General features: G+C 34.1%; 13 protein-coding genes. 11 read left to right on the forward strand and 2 right to left on the reverse strand.

From position 1 onward, the window contains the following. Positions 1 to 462 precede the first annotated feature (462 nt). Positions 463 to 1,494 (reverse strand): helix-turn-helix domain-containing protein, encoded by a 1,032-nt coding sequence (locus ACTJIW_RS23065; RefSeq protein WP_440715699.1) that lies wholly within the window; start codon positions 1,492 to 1,494, stop codon positions 463 to 465. Positions 1,495 to 1,601: 107 nt separating this feature from the next. Here ACTJIW_RS23065 and ACTJIW_RS23070 point away from each other — a divergent pair, with 107 nt between their 5' ends. From ACTJIW_RS23070 to ACTJIW_RS23080, 3 genes are all read left to right on the forward strand, one after another. Continuing rightward, positions 1,602 to 3,995, forward strand: a complete 2,394-nt coding sequence (locus tag ACTJIW_RS23070) for a TonB-dependent receptor (protein WP_440715698.1) — start codon at positions 1,602 to 1,604, stop codon at positions 3,993 to 3,995. 22 nt (positions 3,996 to 4,017) lie between these two features. Continuing rightward, complete coding sequence (locus tag ACTJIW_RS23075; RefSeq protein WP_440715697.1) at positions 4,018 to 5,256, forward strand: DUF4374 domain-containing protein; 1,239 nt, start codon at positions 4,018 to 4,020, stop codon at positions 5,254 to 5,256. Between the two features lie 72 nt (positions 5,257 to 5,328). Next, complete coding sequence (locus ACTJIW_RS23080) at positions 5,329 to 6,777, forward strand: PepSY-associated TM helix domain-containing protein (protein WP_440715696.1); 1,449 nt, start codon at positions 5,329 to 5,331, stop codon at positions 6,775 to 6,777. Positions 6,778 to 6,862: 85 nt separating this feature from the next. Here ACTJIW_RS23080 and ACTJIW_RS23085 read toward each other — a convergent pair whose 3' ends face one another. Continuing rightward, positions 6,863 to 7,792: an alpha/beta hydrolase gene (locus ACTJIW_RS23085; RefSeq protein WP_149206778.1), complete on the reverse strand. Its 930-nt coding sequence runs from the start codon at positions 7,790 to 7,792 to the stop codon at positions 6,863 to 6,865. A 397-nt stretch (positions 7,793 to 8,189) separates the two neighbouring features. Between ACTJIW_RS23085 and ACTJIW_RS23090 the strand changes: the two genes are divergently transcribed. The 8 genes from ACTJIW_RS23090 to ACTJIW_RS23125 all read left to right on the forward strand — a co-directional run bounded on the left by ACTJIW_RS23090 (position 8,190) and on the right by ACTJIW_RS23125 (position 18,020). Next, positions 8,190 to 9,659 (forward strand): MFS transporter, encoded by a 1,470-nt coding sequence (locus ACTJIW_RS23090; RefSeq protein WP_433812454.1) that lies wholly within the window; start codon positions 8,190 to 8,192, stop codon positions 9,657 to 9,659. A 98-nt stretch (positions 9,660 to 9,757) separates the two neighbouring features. Continuing rightward, on the forward strand, positions 9,758 to 10,597 hold the full coding sequence (gene kduI / locus ACTJIW_RS23095; RefSeq protein ID WP_083558628.1) for a 5-dehydro-4-deoxy-D-glucuronate isomerase: 840 nt from the start codon (positions 9,758 to 9,760) through the stop codon (positions 10,595 to 10,597). A gap of 4 nt (positions 10,598 to 10,601) precedes the next feature. Then, on the forward strand, positions 10,602 to 11,393 hold the full coding sequence (locus ACTJIW_RS23100) for a gluconate 5-dehydrogenase (RefSeq protein WP_440715695.1): 792 nt from the start codon (positions 10,602 to 10,604) through the stop codon (positions 11,391 to 11,393). 24 nt (positions 11,394 to 11,417) lie between these two features. Further along, a complete protein-coding gene (uxaC, locus tag ACTJIW_RS23105) occupies positions 11,418 to 12,821 on the forward strand; it encodes a glucuronate isomerase (RefSeq protein WP_440715694.1) in 1,404 nt (467 codons plus the stop codon). Positions 12,822 to 13,000: 179 nt separating this feature from the next. Next, positions 13,001 to 14,023 carry a sugar kinase gene (locus ACTJIW_RS23110; RefSeq protein ID WP_044048511.1) on the forward strand — a complete coding sequence of 341 codons (1,023 nt, stop codon included), beginning with the start codon at positions 13,001 to 13,003 and terminating at the stop codon, positions 14,021 to 14,023. Positions 14,024 to 14,035: 12 nt separating this feature from the next. Further along, complete coding sequence (locus ACTJIW_RS23115; RefSeq protein ID WP_012026234.1) at positions 14,036 to 14,704, forward strand: bifunctional 4-hydroxy-2-oxoglutarate aldolase/2-dehydro-3-deoxy-phosphogluconate aldolase; 669 nt, start codon at positions 14,036 to 14,038, stop codon at positions 14,702 to 14,704. Positions 14,705 to 14,913: 209 nt separating this feature from the next. Further along, the gene (locus ACTJIW_RS23120; protein ID WP_440715693.1) at positions 14,914 to 16,362 is read left to right on the forward strand and encodes a tagaturonate reductase; all 1,449 of its coding nucleotides are present in this window, start codon (positions 14,914 to 14,916) and stop codon (positions 16,360 to 16,362) included. 35 nt (positions 16,363 to 16,397) lie between these two features. Then, the gene (locus ACTJIW_RS23125; protein ID WP_012026232.1) at positions 16,398 to 18,020 is read left to right on the forward strand and encodes a UxaA family hydrolase; all 1,623 of its coding nucleotides are present in this window, start codon (positions 16,398 to 16,400) and stop codon (positions 18,018 to 18,020) included. Positions 18,021 to 18,040 lie beyond the last annotated feature (20 nt).

Here is an 18,040-nt window from a genome sequence, read left to right on the forward strand (position 1 = left end):
AAATTTATTGGTTCCAATTTCAACTCAGCTTAATCTAGAACAAGAAAGTTTTTTTGGGTTTATTTTCTGTGTTTTGGTAATTTTAAATGTATTTTATTAATCTAAAAACTTCGTCATAAATTGTAAAAGCATGAGGTTTAAAGTTTTAGATTCCTTGTGTTTTAGGAGGTTCAAAATTTTTAGAAAAAATCTTTGCTGAATGCGGAAAGCCGTAATGATTTTTCAAAAACTGAGCATAGATTTGCTGCGTAGAAATCAAAGAACAGCGTTTTACCTTTTTTGCTGTTTTTAATGGTTTTTGCGGTTAAAAATGTTTTTGGAGAGACGATTTTTAATTTTAAAATTTGACATATTCATTTGATCGTGGGTAACTTGTAGAAAATTGTTATACAAATACTGTCTAATTTTTTTAGGATTTTAGATTTGGCTGATTATTCAGCCTTAATCTAAAATCCTTTTTTATTAACTAAATATCAGAATTCCGGTAATCCAAAAATAAATATAGTCCCAATTGCTTTTAAATTTTTGAGGAGAGGAGCCGTAGAAACTTTTAAATGCAGCCGAGAAATGAGAAATATCTTTGTAACCGCATTTATAGGCTACTTCACTTACTGTTGAGGCTTTATCCTTAAATAATTCTTTAGCATATTCCATTCGTAGTTTAATAATAAAACTTTTAACGGTTGTTCCAAAACAGGCTTTAAAACCTTTCTTTAATTTAAATTCATTCAGCGAAATCATTCTCGAAAGTTCAGTTAGATTTGGAGCGTGAACATAATTTTTTTCCAGAATTAGTTTTGCTTCCAGAAGTTTAGAGTAATCTTCATCGTCAATTTTGTCTTTTTGTCCGGGCTGTGTAATAATGGCTTCGAGCTGATGTATTAAAAGTTCTCTGATTTTGGTTTCGAGAAACATTTTTTTCAGCGCACCTTTTCGGTTGCAGTTTCTAATTTCAGAAATTATCCATTGTATTGAAGGAGTAAATGGGATGTATTTATTTGTGAGATAGCTTGATTTTTTTAAATGAATGTTTTTAGAAAATTTTTCATGAACTTTCCAATCCTCATTGATTATGTTATAATAAAATTCTTTGGAAAAAATAATAGCTAAATAATTTACTTGTTCAAATGCGGGAATCGTATAAGTAGCTTTAAATTTTGTGGTGTAAAAAATATTGTGCGTACTTTCTTTTATATATTTATCTGATTCAGGGAGTTCAATATCGGTTTCGATGTTGCCGGAGTTAACAAAATCCATTACAACGCATTCTTCGTTAATCTCAAAAACATCAGTCTGTGATTTAGAGAGACATAATTGAGTATCAATAAGAACCATTCCGTCAGTAGATAAAATGTGACTTTTTATTTCATCTGTTTCTTCCTTTTTCAGGTCTATAATTTCCTCAGTAAGGATACTTTTGGGATCGTAATGGTCTTTAATTTCAATATTAATAATTGGTTTTTCATGGGCTGATAGTTGCGATTTGATCTTCAAAATATAATCCGTTTTTACAAAATAATAATCCGTTTTTCCCTAACTTTTTTGAAGCTGTTAAGAGTACTTTTGCGCCAAAGTTATTTATAATTAGTCTAATTAAAGATATGTCAACGCCAAAAATTTTATTTTTTATTTTATTTTTCTTCTTTTCGTTCTTGTCATTTTCCCAGCAAAATAAAGGGCTTACAGTGACCGGACAAGTCGTTGAAAAATCTGGGCAAACAGTTCCATTCGCAACAATAGTAATAGAAAAAACTGACTTAAGTATGATTTCCGACGAAAACGGAAAGTTTATTTTCAAAAATGTTAAACCGGGAAGGTATACTATAAAAGTTTCTGCAATTGGTTTTTCAGGCTTTAAAAAAAGTATAGAAGTTTCTGGAACAGGTATAAATATTCCAGTTCAGTTAGACAACGAATTGCAGGAATTAGAAAATGTATCTGTACTAGGACGTTCGGCAGTTGAAAAGATCAATAAACAAGCTTATAACGTAACAGCCGTCGATGCAAAAAAACTGCATAACTCCACTTTAGATCTGGCACATGCCTTAGATAGGGTTTCAGGAGTACGTTTTCGCGAGGCTGGAGGTGTAGGATCCCGATCAGAATTATCTATTAATGGGTTTTCTGGGAACCAAATTAAAATTTTTATTGATGGTGTGCCGATGGATAATTTTGGTTCGTCTTTTCAAATCAATAATATTCCAATTAACCTGGCAGATCGTGTAGAAGTTTATAAAGGGGTTGTACCTATTTGGCTGGGTGGAGATGCTTTAGGAGGAGCTGTTAATATTGTAACGAACAGCAAACCTCGAACATATGTAGACGCTTCTTATTCCTTTGGATCATTCAACACGTTTAAAACTGCTGTAAACGCAGGCTATACTTCAAAAAGTGGTTTTACGACAGAGATTAATGCATTTCAAAATTATTCGGATAATAATTATTGGGTAAATGTTGAAACTAATGATTTGGAAACTGGTAAATATTATCCAGAAACACGAGTAAGAAGATTTCATGATAATTACCATAATGAAACTGTAATTTTTAATATTGGAATTACGGGTAAAAAATATGCCGATAAATTAATGGTTGGTTTTACTGCCGGACAAAATAAGGCTGATATTCAAACCGGAGCCAGAATGGTAGCAGTTTTTGGTGAAAGGTATAGACGCGGGAATACTTTGATGCCTACTTTAAAATACCAGGTAAAAGATTTGTTTACAAAAGGGTTGAATGTAGATGTAACGGGAAATTTTAATTTTGGTTATGAACAAACTGTAGATACTGTAAATAGAAGATACAATTGGTTTGGGCAATATACAACAAATGCTGGTCCAGGTGGAGAAGCCGGCAGATCTCTGTATAAATTTAAAAACAACAATGGAATAGCCACTTTCAATGCGACTTATGCTTTAGGAGAACGTCATTCTTTATTATTAAACAATACATTTAACACATTTGACCGTAAAGGAAGTGATGAACTTTATCCTGAGTCCATAACGTATCAGCAGCCTGAAAAGCTGCAAAAGAATATTTTGGCATTGGGCTATAAATTTGACTACAATCAAAAATGGAGTACCTCATTATTTTTAAAGAATTATGATTTAAAAACTACTCTCACCAGAAGTTATAATCCTTCTGGAAACTGGGGAGATGTTGCCTATATGGAGTTAAATGATAAATCATCTTCTTTAGGTTATGGAGGAGCAAGCAGCTATTATTTAAAGCAAAATTTGCAGCTAAAAGCCTCTTATGAAAAAACCTATAGATTGCCTACATCGAATGAAATATTTGGTGATCCCAATGATAATTTACAGGGTAATAATAATTTAAAACCAGAATCGAGTAACAATATTAATTTGGGTTTAAGTTATCAAACCAGTTTTAATGATATTAATGCCTTAACATTTGATGTAAATGGTATATATCGTAATGCTGCTGATTTTATTCGTACTGAATTTAACAATAATCAGAACAAAACTGTAACTGTTAATCAGGGAAGTGTAAGAACAAAAGGTATTGATGGAGAGATTCGATACTCTTACAAAAAGCGTTTTACATCTGGTATTAATATGACTTATCAGGATATACGCAATATGACCAAATATGAGCCAGAGCAAAATTTTGTTTCCTATTACTACAAGGACAGAGTACCCAATATTCCTTATTTATTTGGTAATCTGGATGGAACAGTTTTTTTCAACGATGTATTTAAAAAAGGAAATAATTTATCTGTAGGCTATAATCTTCTTTATGTACACGCTTATTATTTGTACTGGCCAAGTAGAGGAGGCTCAAATGGTAAACACGATATTCCAGTACAGTTTAAGCATGATTTAAACTTGGTTTACACAATGGCCGATGGAAAATACAATATCGCCTTAGAGTGTCAAAACTTATTGGATAATGAGCTTGTAGATAATTTTTCACTTCAAAAACCTAGTCGTGCTTTTTATTTAAAATTTAGATACTTCTTTAACAAGTCGAATAAATAATTTAATATAAACTTTAATACTTATGAAAACAATTAGCAAATTACCTTTACTATTAGCTGCGTTTGCTTTCACTTTTACTTCATGTGAGAGTAACGACGAAAAAAATGAAGGAAGTAGTGGAGAAACTGGAAAATCAAAATATATAGTTACTGTTTCTACAGGAGCAACTGGAGTAGCAGATTATTTATTAACTGCTGACGACATTACAAAAGGATCTATTACCACGGCAGGAAATGGATTAGAACAAGACGGTACTTATCGTTACTATTTATCAACGCAAAATAAATTTTTTAGTTTCCTATACGGTCAGGGAAATCCGGGAGCTGTTACTACTTATGGCTTAACTGCGAATGGAGATTTAACTAAGACTTCAAATTTTCAGGCGGAAACAGTACAAGTTTTTGCACCCGTTAACAAAGATATTTTAATGGTAAAAGTACCTAGAAGCGGCGCTTCAATTTCTTATATGTATAAAGTTGATGCAGAACAGTCGATACTTACAGGAACCGTATCACAAGATACCAGACTTTTAATTGGAAATAAAAATCCAGATTTAGCAGAAAGAGCTCATTTTACCTGGGCAACTCAGGTGGGAGATAAAGTATTTATGCCTTATATGAAAATTAATGGTATTGCTCCGGATACTTTTGGAACTAGACATGCTGATAGTACTTGGGTAGCTGTATACAGTTATCCAGACCTAAAATTAGAAAAAGTAATTAAAGATGACCGTACAAGTTACTTAGGAGCTTATTTTACTAATGGATTGTTTCAGGATGAAAAAGGAGATGCTTACGGATTTTCCGGAGCTATTGGAACAGCTAACGGTGTAGTTAGTTCTACAAAACCTTCGGCTGTTGTTAGAATTAATAAAGGCACTACAGAATTTGACAAATCTTACTTCTTTAATGTTCAGGAAAAATCAGGAGGGTACAAAATTTCTTCAACAAGTTACATCTCAAATGGTAAGTTCTTATTATTAATGTACGGAACTCCTGGGACTAATTCTGGAGCTGTTAAGTTAGCTGTTGCTGATGTATACAACCAAACCTTTAAATGGGTTACGGGCATGCCGGCTTTATTAACAAGTGCTACTACTCGTTACAATATTGCAACAGAAGATGGAAATTCTGCTGTTCTTGGTGTAAATACACCTGATGGAAACTGGATTTATACCATCAATGGTACCTCTGCAGCAGCTACACAAGGTATGAAAGTTGAAGGCGGTCAGATTACTGCAATTCAGAAATTAAAATATTAATTATTTTTTAAAACCGTGAGTCTTTTGGCGGGGACTTGCGGTTTTATTTATTCTATTTATCTATCAAAAAATATGTTTTCTTCTTCAAAACCAAAACCTAATACTAAGAAAAAAAGTAAAAAATCGCTTTTTAAGCGTGTTATGGCCTGGCTTCATTTGTGGCTTGGTCTGGCATCTGGAATTATTGTAGTTATTGTCAGCCTTACAGGATGTATTTATGTTTTTGAAAATGAAATAAAAGATTTTATCGAAGACTGGCGTTTTGTAGAGCCTCAGGAAAAAGCATTTTTACTTCCCTCACAGTTGGTAACTATAGCCGATAAAAAGATGAAGGACAAGCATGCTGCAAGTGTTACTTTTGGCGAAAAAGACGATGCTGCCATTGTAGGTTATTTTGTTGAAAAAAAAGAAGATAACGAAAAAGGCAGAGGAGAAAAGGGAGAACATAAAAAAGGTGAAAGAAAAGGCAGGAAAAATGATATCGCCGAAAATAAAGGCCAAAAAGGAGAGGTAAAATCTCAGGGAAAGCCTTCTGAAAAAGCTAAAGGGAAAAAGGGAGAAAAGCCTAAAAAAGGCAGACGACAAGGAACTTTTATCAGCGTTTATATGAATCCGTATACAGGAGAAATATTAAACGTAAAAACTTTTTCAAGAGGAGATTCGCCGGATTTTTTCAGATGGATATTAAACGGTCATCGTGCTTTATGGCTTCCGTATGATATTGGAAGACCAATTGTAGGTGTTGCAGTTTTAATTTTCGTTGTGCTTTTAATCTCAGGAATAGTGCTTTGGTGGCCAACCAAATGGATCAAATCAATTATCGATAAGAGCTTTAAAATTAAGTGGGATGCCAGTTTTAAACGTGTTAATTATGACTTTCATAATGTACTGGGTTTTTACAGCTGTATCTTTCTTTTCTTTATTGCCGTTACCGGTTTGGTTTGGAGCTTTGGGTGGTGGAGTAAATCCTTATACTGGGTTACTTCTGGAGGAAAACCATTGACTGAAAACCGTGAATCTCCAAAATCTGATACAACTAATATTAAAGCTTTTGATATTACTACTGCCGATAAAGTTTTGCTTAAAATGCAAAAGGAAAATCCGCAGGCATCTGGAATTTTGATATCAATTCCGTCAAAACCGGCAGATCCTATTGGAGCTTTTGTTTACAAACAAAAAAATACATTCTATAATATGGACCGTTATAGTTTTGATCAGCAGAGTTTAAAAGAAATCTCGATTAAAACCCCTTTTTCAGGAAAATATATAGATGCTAATATTCCGGATAAAATCCGCAGAATGAACTATGATATTCATGTGGGAAGCGTACTGGGACTTACAGGAAAATTTATCGCTTTTTTTGCCAGTTTGATTTCGGCAACACTGCCTATTACCGGATTTATTATCTGGTGGGGAAAACAGAAATTTGGTAAAAAGAAGCCTGCAGCAAAACCAAAAGTGGCTGCAAAAGCAGTTCTGGTTCCCAAGAAAAATATTGCAGAACAAGAAGTGACTGCTTAGGAAAAATTAAAATTGGTTTTTAATTTCTTTTTTTGTTTTTTTTTTATAAAAGGCAAAACGTAATACGTTTTGCCTTTTCTGTTTTTTAATTATAACCATTTGCTTTAAGCCATTCTTCACAGTCTCTAGTCCAGAATTTGCTTGTATCTTTTACGCCTAATCCAAAACCATGGCCTCCTTTTTCATATAAATGTAACTCCGCTGTAACACCATTTTTTTTGAGTGCTAAATAATAATTTATACTATTTTCCGGTATCACAACAGTATCATCTGTAGCGTGAATTAAAAAAGCAGGCGGGGTCTGCGCTGTAACTTTCTTTTCGTTTGAAAATGAGTTAATTAAATCCTGAGACGGATTATTTCCTAATAAATTAGTCTGAGAACCCTTATGCGTCGTTTCGTTTTCCATTGAAATCACCGGATATATTAAAAGAGAAAAATCCGGACGCGCACTTACTTTATATGCAGACTCATACACTTTGTCATCATAATGTGTTGAGGCAGTAGATGCTAAATGTCCGCCGGCAGAAAAGCCTAATATTCCAATTTTATTAGGATCAATATTCCATTTTGCCGCATTTTGCCTTACATAACGCACAGCTTCCTGTGCATCCTGTAACGGCCCAACATTTTTATTCTTCATAATTAAATCACTCGGAAGTCTATATTTAAGCACAAAAGCCGGAATTCCCAAGCTGTTAAACCATTGCGCGACTTTTGTTCCCTCTTTATCGATGGCTAAATGCTGGTAACCTCCGCCCGGCAGAATAATTACAGCAGTTTGATTTGGCTTTGTTACAGCAGGAAAAAATGCAGTTAAAGTAGGTATTGTAACTAAACTGGTACTTTGTACTTTTCCATCTGTGATAACTTCTTTTTCTTTATAGTCGGCTGATTTGATTTCATCAGGTATTTTATTCCAAAGCGGGATAACCTGATTTTGAGCACTTGAATGTAATACAATTCCTGAAAAAAGCAGGACAGTGAGTAAATAAAGGGTTTTTGTGTTTTTCAATTTTAAGTTTAATTAGTTGTTTTACAATGATTTATTGCTTGTTTGCAGCTTTTGTTTTAAAAGTGACAATATAGGATAAAACTCTTTCAAACCTATCTTGTTTTAGGACAATTTTACCCCTAAAAACGGATAAAATTCATCTATTGACTTTTAACATATATATTGTTTAATGTGTAATTTTGAGTTCTTTTTTTTATGCAATATATTAAATTAGATTGTTAAAATAATTTTATATACAATTTATTTGGAATATAAAGATTAAAAACTATATTTGTGCAATCGATTACATTATTACGGTTTTATAAAATTAAAATATTGATTTTAATGTGTTTAAATTATGCGTAGTGTGTATAAGATTTTTCCAAAAAAAAATATCTAACTATAATAACCCGTTACCATGAGTCAAACCGATGCTGTTACAGTAAATCAAACCGTTAAGTCCGCAGGAAGATATCGTTGGAGTATATGTGCTCTGCTTTTTTTTGCAACCACTATTAATTATCTCGACAGACAAGTTTTGTCTTTAACTTGGAGTGATTTTATTGCACCGGAATTTCATTGGACAAATAACGATTATGGAAATATCACGGCTTTATTTTCTATTTTTTATGCCGTTTCTTTATTATTTGCAGGAAGATTTATAGACTGGATGGATACTAAAAAAGGATTTCTGTGGGCAATTGGAATTTGGTCTGTAGGAGCTTGTTTACATGCATTTTGTGGTATCGCTACTTCTGGAATTATTACAGGAAACTGGCTGGTAGGATTTCATGGATCAAAAGAAATTATAAGTACAATAAACGACACGGGACTTGTAATTAATGTAAGTGTAGCTTTGTTTATTTTTGCTCGTTTTGTTTTGGCAGTTGGAGAAGCTGGAAACTTTCCTGCAGCAATTAAAACTACAGCAGAATATTTTCCTAAAAAAGACAGAGCATTTTCTACAAGTATATTTAACGCTGGTGCGACAGTTGGTGCATTGGCAGCTCCAATTACAATTCCGTTTATTGCTAAATCATTTGGATGGGAAATGTCTTTCATCATTATTGGAGCATTAGGTTTTATATGGATGGGATTCTGGGTTTTCATGTATGACAAGCCAGAAAGACACCCAAGAGTAAGTCCTGAAGAATTAGCTTATATTCAGCAGGATGATATTGCAGACAGCAAATTAGAGGGTTATGTTCCGGAAACAACTTCAAAAGTTTCATTTGTAGACTGTTTTAAATACAAACAAACCTGGGCTTTTGCTTTTGGTAAATTTATGACAGATGGTGTTTGGTGGTTTTTCTTATTCTGGACTCCGGCTTATTTAAGCTCAGTTTACGGAATGGATTCTACAGAAGCAGCTTTACCATTATTTGTTTTATACATGATTACATTATTATCAATTATTGGCGGCTGGCTTCCAACTTATTTTGTAGAAAAGAAAGGAATGAATCCATACGAAGGAAGAATGCGAGCGATGCTAATTTTTGCTTTTTTCCCGTTGCTTGCCTTAATTGCGCAGCCGTTAGGATATATCAGTTACTGGGTTCCGGTAATCATTATTGGAATTGCAGGAGCGGCACACCAGTCTTGGTCGGCAAATATTTTTACAACGGTAGGAGATATGTTCCCTAAAAAAGCTATTGCAACAATTACAGGAATTGGTGGTTTAGCAGGAGGAGTAGGATCGACTTTAATCAATAAAGGCTCTGGAGTTTTGTTTGATTATGCTAAAGAAACTGAAATGGTTTTTATGGGATTCAAAGGAATAGAGGCAGGATATTTTATCATTTTCTCTATTTGTGCTGTATGTTATTTAACAGGATGGATTGTAATGAAATCTTTAGTTCCTAGATACAGTCCGATCACAAATTTGTAATGGATAATTTTTCTAAATAGAATAATTTTTTCATTTGAATTATGGTTTTTCAATATAAAAAATTAATTTTGTGCAATCGATTACATTAAATAAAAATTATGACAAAATATAGTTCAAGATACGCGTCAAGTCCAGAAGCTGTAAAAAAATATGATACACAGCAATTGAGAGAAGAATTCTTAATTGATGATTTAATGCAGGAAGATGAAGTTGTATTGGTTTATTCTCATTACGACAGATATATTGCAGGTTCTGCAGTTCCCGTAAAAGGAGATTTAGTTTTAGAAACTATTGATCCATTAAAAGCACCATATTTTTTAGAAAGAAGAGAGCTTGGAATTATTAATGTAGGAGGAAGCGGTTCTGTGGTTGTTGAAGGAACAACTTATGAATTAGGATTTAAAGATGCTTTATATATTGGAGCTGGAAATAAAGAGGTGGTTTTTAAAAGTGATGACAAAAACAATCCTGCTAAGTTCTATTTAAACTCTGCACCAGCACACACAACTTATCCTACTAAGAAAGTAAGTTTAGCTGAAGCGAATAAATTACAATTGGGTACAATGGAAACGGCAAATCACCGTACCGTTAACCAAATGATTATTGGAAGTGTTGTTACAACCTGCCAATTGCAAATGGGAATGACAGAATTAAAACCAGGAAGCGTTTGGAACACTATGCCGGCTCACGTTCACGATCGTAGAATGGAAGTTTATTTTTATTTAGATATTCCGGAAAATCAAGCGGTCTGCCATTTTATGGGACAGCCTCAAGAAACAAGACATATCTGGATGAACAATCATCAGGCAGTAATTTCGCCGCCTTGGTCAATTCACTCAGGTTCAGGAACCAGCAACTATACTTTTATCTGGGGAATGGCCGGTGAAAACTTAGATTACGGAGATATGGACGTTTGTAAAATCACTGATTTAAGATAAGAAAATGACAAACTTATTTGACATAAAAGGAAAAATTGCCCTTATTACAGGAAGTACGCATGGACTGGGAATGGCAATGGCAAAAGGACTTGGACAAGCCGGAGCAACAATTGTTGTAAACGGAAATTCATCTCAGGAAAAAATTGATAATGCTGTAAAAGAACTTCAAAGTGAAGGGATTAATGCAGTGGGTTATAAATTTAATGTAACTGAAGAACAGGAAGTAAAAGATGCTGTTGCTAAAATTCAGGCAGAAGTTGGGCCAATTGATATCCTGATTAACAATGCCGGAATCATTAAAAGAATCCCACTTCTGGATATGGAAGTTTCAGATTTCAGAGAAGTGGTTGATATTGATTTAGTAAGTCCATTTATTGTTTCTAAGCATGTTGCAAAAGGAATGATTGAAAGACGTCAGGGAAAAATAATCAACATTTGCTCTATGATGAGCGAATTAGGAAGAAATACGGTTTCTGCTTACGCTGCTGCAAAAGGCGGTTTAAAAATGCTGACGAAAAACATGGCAACAGAATGGGCAAAATATAACGTTCAAATCAATGGAATCGGGCCAGGTTATTTTGCAACAGAGCAGACAAAACCAATTAGAGTTGACGGACATCCGTTTAATGATTTTATCGTAAGCAGAACTCCTGCTGCAAAATGGGGAGATCCAAGTGATTTAGCCGGAGCAGCAATATTTTTATCTTCCAAAGCGAGTGATTTTGTAAACGGGCATATTTTATATGTTGACGGTGGAATCTTAGCTACAATTGGAAAACCTTCAAACGAAGAATAATTCTCAAATTATATTAAAAAAGACATGAGCGCAAATACATTCATACACGACAATTTTTTATTAGAAAATAAATACGCTGAAGAGTTATATCACAATTACTCTAAAAATCAGCCGATTATTGATTACCATAATCACTTAAATCCGCAGTTTATTGCAGAGGACAAGATTTTTGATAACATTACGAATGTATGGATTAACGGCGATCATTACAAATGGCGTGCAATGCGTACGTTAGGAATCAATGAGCAGTTTGTAACAGGAAACGGATCTGATAAAGATAAATTCTTAAACTGGGCAAAAACAGTTCCTTATACAATGCGTAATCCTTTGTACCACTGGACGCATTTAGAATTAGCTCGTTATTTTGATATTTATGATCTGTTGAATGAAAAATCAGCTGAGAAAATTTATACAGAAACAACAGAGAAAATAAATTCTCAGGCTTACAGCACGCAGAACCTTCTTAAAAAAGTAAACGCTGAATTAGTTTGTACTACTGAAGATCCAATTGACAGTTTAGAATTTCACAAAAAATTCGCTAACAATTCGACTGGAATTAAAATGAGTACGGCTTTCAGACCTGATAAAGCCATCTTAATTGCTAATGATGGTTATAATGCATATCTGGACACATTAGGGGATGTGTCCGGAGTTGCAATTAACACTTTTGCTGATTTACAGTCAGCGTTAAGAAACAGAATTGAATTTTTTAATGCAAACGGATGTAAATTAAGCGATCACGGTTTAGATCAAATTTATTTTGAAGAATTTACAGAATCTGAAATCAGTTCAATCTTCAAAAAGAAAAGAGAAAACAGAATCATAACGCCAGAAGAAGCTTTAAAATTCCAAAGTGCTGTTTTGATATTCTTATCAGAAACGTATCATGAGTTTGGATGGGTGCAGCAATTTCACTTAGGTGCATTGCGTAACAATAATGCGCGTATGCACAGGATTTTAGGCCCAGATACAGGATGGGATTCTATTGGAGATTATCCGCAGGCACAAAAACTATCTAGTTTTTTAAATGCTTTAGACAGTAAAGATAAATTGACAAAAACAATTATCTACAACTTAAATCCAGCTGATAACGAAGTTATGGCTACGATGATTGGAAACTTCAACGACGGAAGCGTTCGCGGAAAAGTACAATTTGGTTCTGGATGGTGGTTTTTAGATCAAAAAGACGGAATGACAAAGCAGTTAAATGCACTTTCAAATATGGGATTAATCAGCTGTTTTGTTGGAATGCTTACAGATTCAAGAAGTTTCTTATCATTCCCAAGACACGAATATTTCAGACGTATTTTATGTAATCTCCTTGGAGACGAAATCAAACGCGGAGAACTTCCAAATGATATGGAATGGATTGGAAAATTAGTTTCTGATATTTCATACAATAATGCTAAAGAATATTTCAAATTTTAATTTTTTTTAAACCATTAAGACATTAAGAAAATTAAGTTTTTGGTTTAATAAATAGTGACTTAAGTAATAAAGATAATTAAGCAAATTGGCTTAATAAACTTAACCTTTAATAGCAAAGAGAATATAAAGTAGAGCTTAATTTTCTTAATGTCTTAATGGTAAAATATAAAAAAGATAGTATGAGTAGAGTAGTTGCATTTGGAGAAATCATGCTTCGTTTGTCGACAGAAAGACATTTACGTTTTTCGCAGTCAACAGCATTTGGTGCTACATACGGAGGCGGAGAATTTAATGTATGTGTTTCTCTGGCAAATTATGGTGTAAATGCTGAATTTGTTACAAGATTACCTCAAAATGAGATTGGTTTATCGGCATTGAAAGAAATACGAAAAATGAATGTCGAATCTAAAAACATTGTTTATGGAGGAGAACGTTTAGGAATCTATTTTCTGGAGACTGGAGCCGGAACACGCGGCAGTAATGTAGTGTACGATCGCGCGCACAGTGCAATGGCATCTATTGAAAAAGGGCAGGTAGACTGGGAGAAAGTTTTAGCAGGTGCTGAATGGTTTCATTGGAGCGGTATTACGCCGGCTATTTCTCAAACTGCTGCAGAAGCTTGTTTAGAAGCTATTAAAGTGGCGCATAAACTGGGAATTAAAATTTCCTGCGATTTAAATTACAGATCAAAATTATGGCAGTACGGCAAAGCGCCAAGCGAAGTTATGCCAGAAATGCTGCAATACAGCAATGTTATTTTAGGAGACATTGATACAGCGTATTTCATGTTAGGAATTCCGAAAGTAAATCCGAATTATCAGGACGAAAAATCGCTTCCGGTTTTATACGAAAAATTGTTTCAGTTAATCCCAAATTTAAAGGTGGCGGCAACAACACTTCGTTATTCTGTAAGTGCTTCACACCAAAGAATCGGCGGTGTTTTGTTTGACGGAAAAGCAATTTATCAGGCAGCTGTAAAAGAGGTAACTCCTGTTGTTGACAGAGTAGGAAGCGGTGACGCTTTTATGGGAGGATTAATTTACGGATTGTTAGAATATCAAAATAATAATCAGAGAGCATTAGATTTTGCTGTTGCGGCTTGTTGTTTAAAACATACAATTGCAGGCGATTATAATCTGGTTACTTTAAAAGAAGTTGAAAATATGATTGATGGTGATGGTTCTGCATTAGTATCAAGATAATTAATTAAAAAAATGGCAAAATATTCAAGAATAGAGGTTGCGCAGACAATGAAAGATAACGGAATGGTGCCGTTGTTTTTTCATTCTGATATTGAATTAAGTAAAAAAGTTTTAAAAGCTTGTTACGACGGTGGTTCCAGATTAATGGAATTTACCAGCAGAGGTGATTTTGCGCATGAAGTTTTTGGAGCTTTAAATAAATACGCTTTAGCAGAACTTCCGGGAATGATCTTAGGAGTTGGTTCTGTTACAGATGCTGCTTCGGCGTCATTATATATGAGTTTAGGAGCTAATTTTATTGTAACTCCGGTATTTAGAGAAGACATTGCGATTGCCTGCAACCGCCGAAAAGTATTATGGTCTCCTGGATGCGGTACGCTTAGCGAAATTGCAAGAGCGGAAGAACTAGGCTGTGAAATTGTAAAATTATTTCCGGCAGATACTTACGGACCAGAATTTATAAAAGCCATAAAAGGACCATGCCCGTGGACAAACATTATGCCTACAGGCGGTGTTTACCCAACTGTTGAAAGTTTGAGTTCATGGCTTAACGCAGGAGCAACCTGTGTTGGTTTAGGTTCACAATTAATTTCAAAAGATATATTAGACAAAAAAGACTTTGACGGTTTAACAGCTAAAGTAAGTCAGGTTCTTGACATCATAAAAAATATAAGAAAATAAATAAGGAGTAATCATGCCAATCCTTATTTAGATGCGTTTTTTTTAGATTTTAGAGATTGTAATTGAGCATTACGCTTGCAAAATAATTCCTGTCACTCCTCACAGCAGGGTTTATTTTAAAATCAGGTGTAATGTTTCATTTACAATGTTTTAAAGGAATGAATAAGGTTTAAGTGATTATTTATAACACTTTTAAAGAGAGAATTAAAATGGAAAAAATTAACAGATCAAATTCAGAGTTTTCAAACAGGCTTCCAATTAAAATTGTACAATTTGGAGAAGGTAATTTCTTAAGAGCTTTTGTTGAGTATGCTATTCAGAAATTAAACCAAAAAGCAGATTTTAATGCTGGTATTGCAGTTGTACAGCCTATTGATAAAGGGCTTGTGAATATGATCAATGCACAGGACGGATTATACACTTTATTCATGAAAGGTGTAAAAAAAGGCGAAGAAATTCAGGAAAAAGAATTGATTACCAATATTGTAAAAGCAGTAGATCCTTATGCTTCTTTTCAGGAGTATTTGTCTTTAGCTAAAGAAGAAGAGCTGGCTTTTATTATCTCAAATACTACTGAAGCGGGTATTGAATATATTGCTTCTGATCTTCCAACAATGACACCTCCTGTATCTTTTCCTGCAAAATTAACAGTGCTTTTAAACGAAAGATTTAAGCATTTTAATGGAGCAGCAGATAAAGGATTAACAATCATTCCTTGCGAATTAATTAATTATAATGCAGATACTTTAAAAGAGATCGTTTTTAAATACAGTGCAGACTGGAAATTAGGTGCAGAATTTGAATCTTGGTTAACAAACAGCTGTTCTTGGCATAACACATTGGTAGACAGAATCGTTCCAGGTTATCCAAAAGATCAGATTGAAGAATATAATGCTCAGCTTACATATAAAGATGATTTAATTGTAAGTGCAGAAACTTTCTTTTTATGGGTAATTGAAGGTGATGACAAACTGAAAGCAAAACTTCCGTTTGACAAAACAGATTTAGATGTAAAAATCATTTCTGACATGCAGCCGTACAGAACCCGTAAAGTTAGAATCCTTAACGGAGCGCACACAGCAATGGTGCCATTCTCTTTACTATACGGAAATGAAACTGTAAAAGAAACAGTTGATAATGAATTTACTGGTGGTTTTATCAATAAAGCATTGTTTGAAGAAATCAACGAAACTTTAAACATGGATAAAGCAGAATTGGCTGGTTTCTCTGAAGAAATTTTAGACCGTTTCAGAAATCCATTTGTGAAGCACTTATTATCATCAATCGCTTTAAATTCAATCTCTAAATTTAAAGTTCGTGTATTACCAAGTTTAACAGGATATGTAGATATTCACGGTAAACTTCCAGTTCATTTAACATTTGCTTTTGCAGCTTTAATTCGTTTCTACAAAGGAACTTGGAACGGACAAAGTTTACCGGTAAATGATAGTGAAGATATTGTAACTTTCTTTGATGGTTTGTGGAAATCAGATGATTATGAGAAAATTGCAAGACTTACTTTGCAGAACAAAAATTTCTGGGATGAAGATTTAACTGAAATATCAGGATTAACAAGAGCAATTACAATTGCTTTAGAAGAAATTGATGCTAATGGTATTGAAGCTGGTTTTGCTAAGTTTCAGGAAAGAATCAAATAAAAAAAGATAAAAAAACAAAAAGACAAGGGTTAATTATGGCAGCGCAGAAAAAATTGATAAAAGTTCACCCAACCGACAATGTTGCGGTTGCTTTGGTGGATCTTACAGCAGGCGAAGTAATTGATTTCGAAGGAGAATCAGTTACAGTTGAGTCTGATGTAAAAATGAAACATAAGATTGCAATGGTTCCTTTTAATGTAGGGGACAGAATCATTATGTACGGAGTTTTAGTAGGTAAAGCAAGTGCAAGAATCGAAAGAGGAGGATTGCTTTCTACTGCAAATGTAAAACACGAAAGCGATAAAGTTACTGGTAAAACAGAAACTATTGGCTGGAATGCTCCAAATATTGATAAATGGAAAGACAGAACGTGGCAGGGTTATCACAGAGAAGACGGACAAGTTGGAACTGAAAATGTTTGGTTATTCTTCCCGTTAGTATTTTGTGAAAACAGAAACATCGAAATCTTAAAAGATATTTTTGAGAAAGAATTGATGAAGCCAAAAGAAAACGATTATCAGTTATTGTTACGTTCTTTGGTAAAATCAGAAACAGGAGGAGCAGGAAATCAGGAAGCTTCAAATGATGCTAATTTATTCAACAATATTCAGGTAAAATTCATTACACACCAAGGCGGCTGCGGCGGAATTCGTCAGGATTCTCATAGTCTGGCTAAATTATTAGCTGGTTATGTAAACAATCCAAACGTTGCGGGAGCGACAGTTTTGAGTTTAGGATGCCAGAATCTTCAAATTTCTATTTTTAAAGATGCTCTAGACGCGATCAATCCAAACAGTAAAAAACCTGTTTTAATCTACGATCAGCAGTCAATTGGAACTATCGAAACGATGTTAAGCAGTGTTGTTAAAGATACTTTCGAAGCGATTAAAAAAGCAAACGAAATAAAAAGAGAACCAGCTCCATTATCTAAACTAAGAATTGGTTTAGAGTGCGGTGGATCTGACGGATTCTCTGGAATTTCTGCAAACCCTACTTTAGGAGTAACTTCAGATTTATTGGCTGCTTTAGGCGGTACTACAATTCTTTCTGAGTTTCCTGAATTATGCGGTGTTGAGCAGGAATTAGTAAACCGTTGTGTTGAAGACGAGAGCGGAAAACGTTTCTTAGACTTAATGCAGTGGTATGAAAAAACTGTTGTTGATGCTGGTTCAGGATTTGATATGAATCCTTCTCCGGGGAACATTAAAGACGGTTTAATTACAGATGCAATGAAATCTGCAGGAGCTGCTAAAAAAGGTGGAACTTCACCTATTACCGGAGTATTCGATTACGGTGAATATATCACTAAACCAGGTTTAACTTTGCTTTGTACGCCAGGAAATGATGTTGAGTGTACAACTGCAATGGTAGGTTCTGGTGCTAATATGGTATTGTTTACAACAGGTTTAGGAACACCAACAGGAAACCCAATTGCTCCGGTTGTAAAAATTTCATCAAATACTCAATTAGCAAACAAAATGTCAGATATTATCGATATTGACACTGGAGGTATTATTACTGGTGAAAAATCTATCGATGAAATGGCAGATGAAATGTTAGAGTTTATTATAGATGTTGCCAGCGGAACAATTAAAACCAAAGCGGCACTTTTAAATCAAAACGACTTTATTCCTTGGAAAAGAGGAGTTTCGCTTTAGGTTTTTAGGTACGAAGGTAC

The sequence above is a fragment of the Flavobacterium sp. 22659 genome, from assembly GCF_052044235.1.
Classification (GTDB): Bacteria; Bacteroidota; Bacteroidia; order Flavobacteriales; family Flavobacteriaceae; genus Flavobacterium; species Flavobacterium johnsoniae.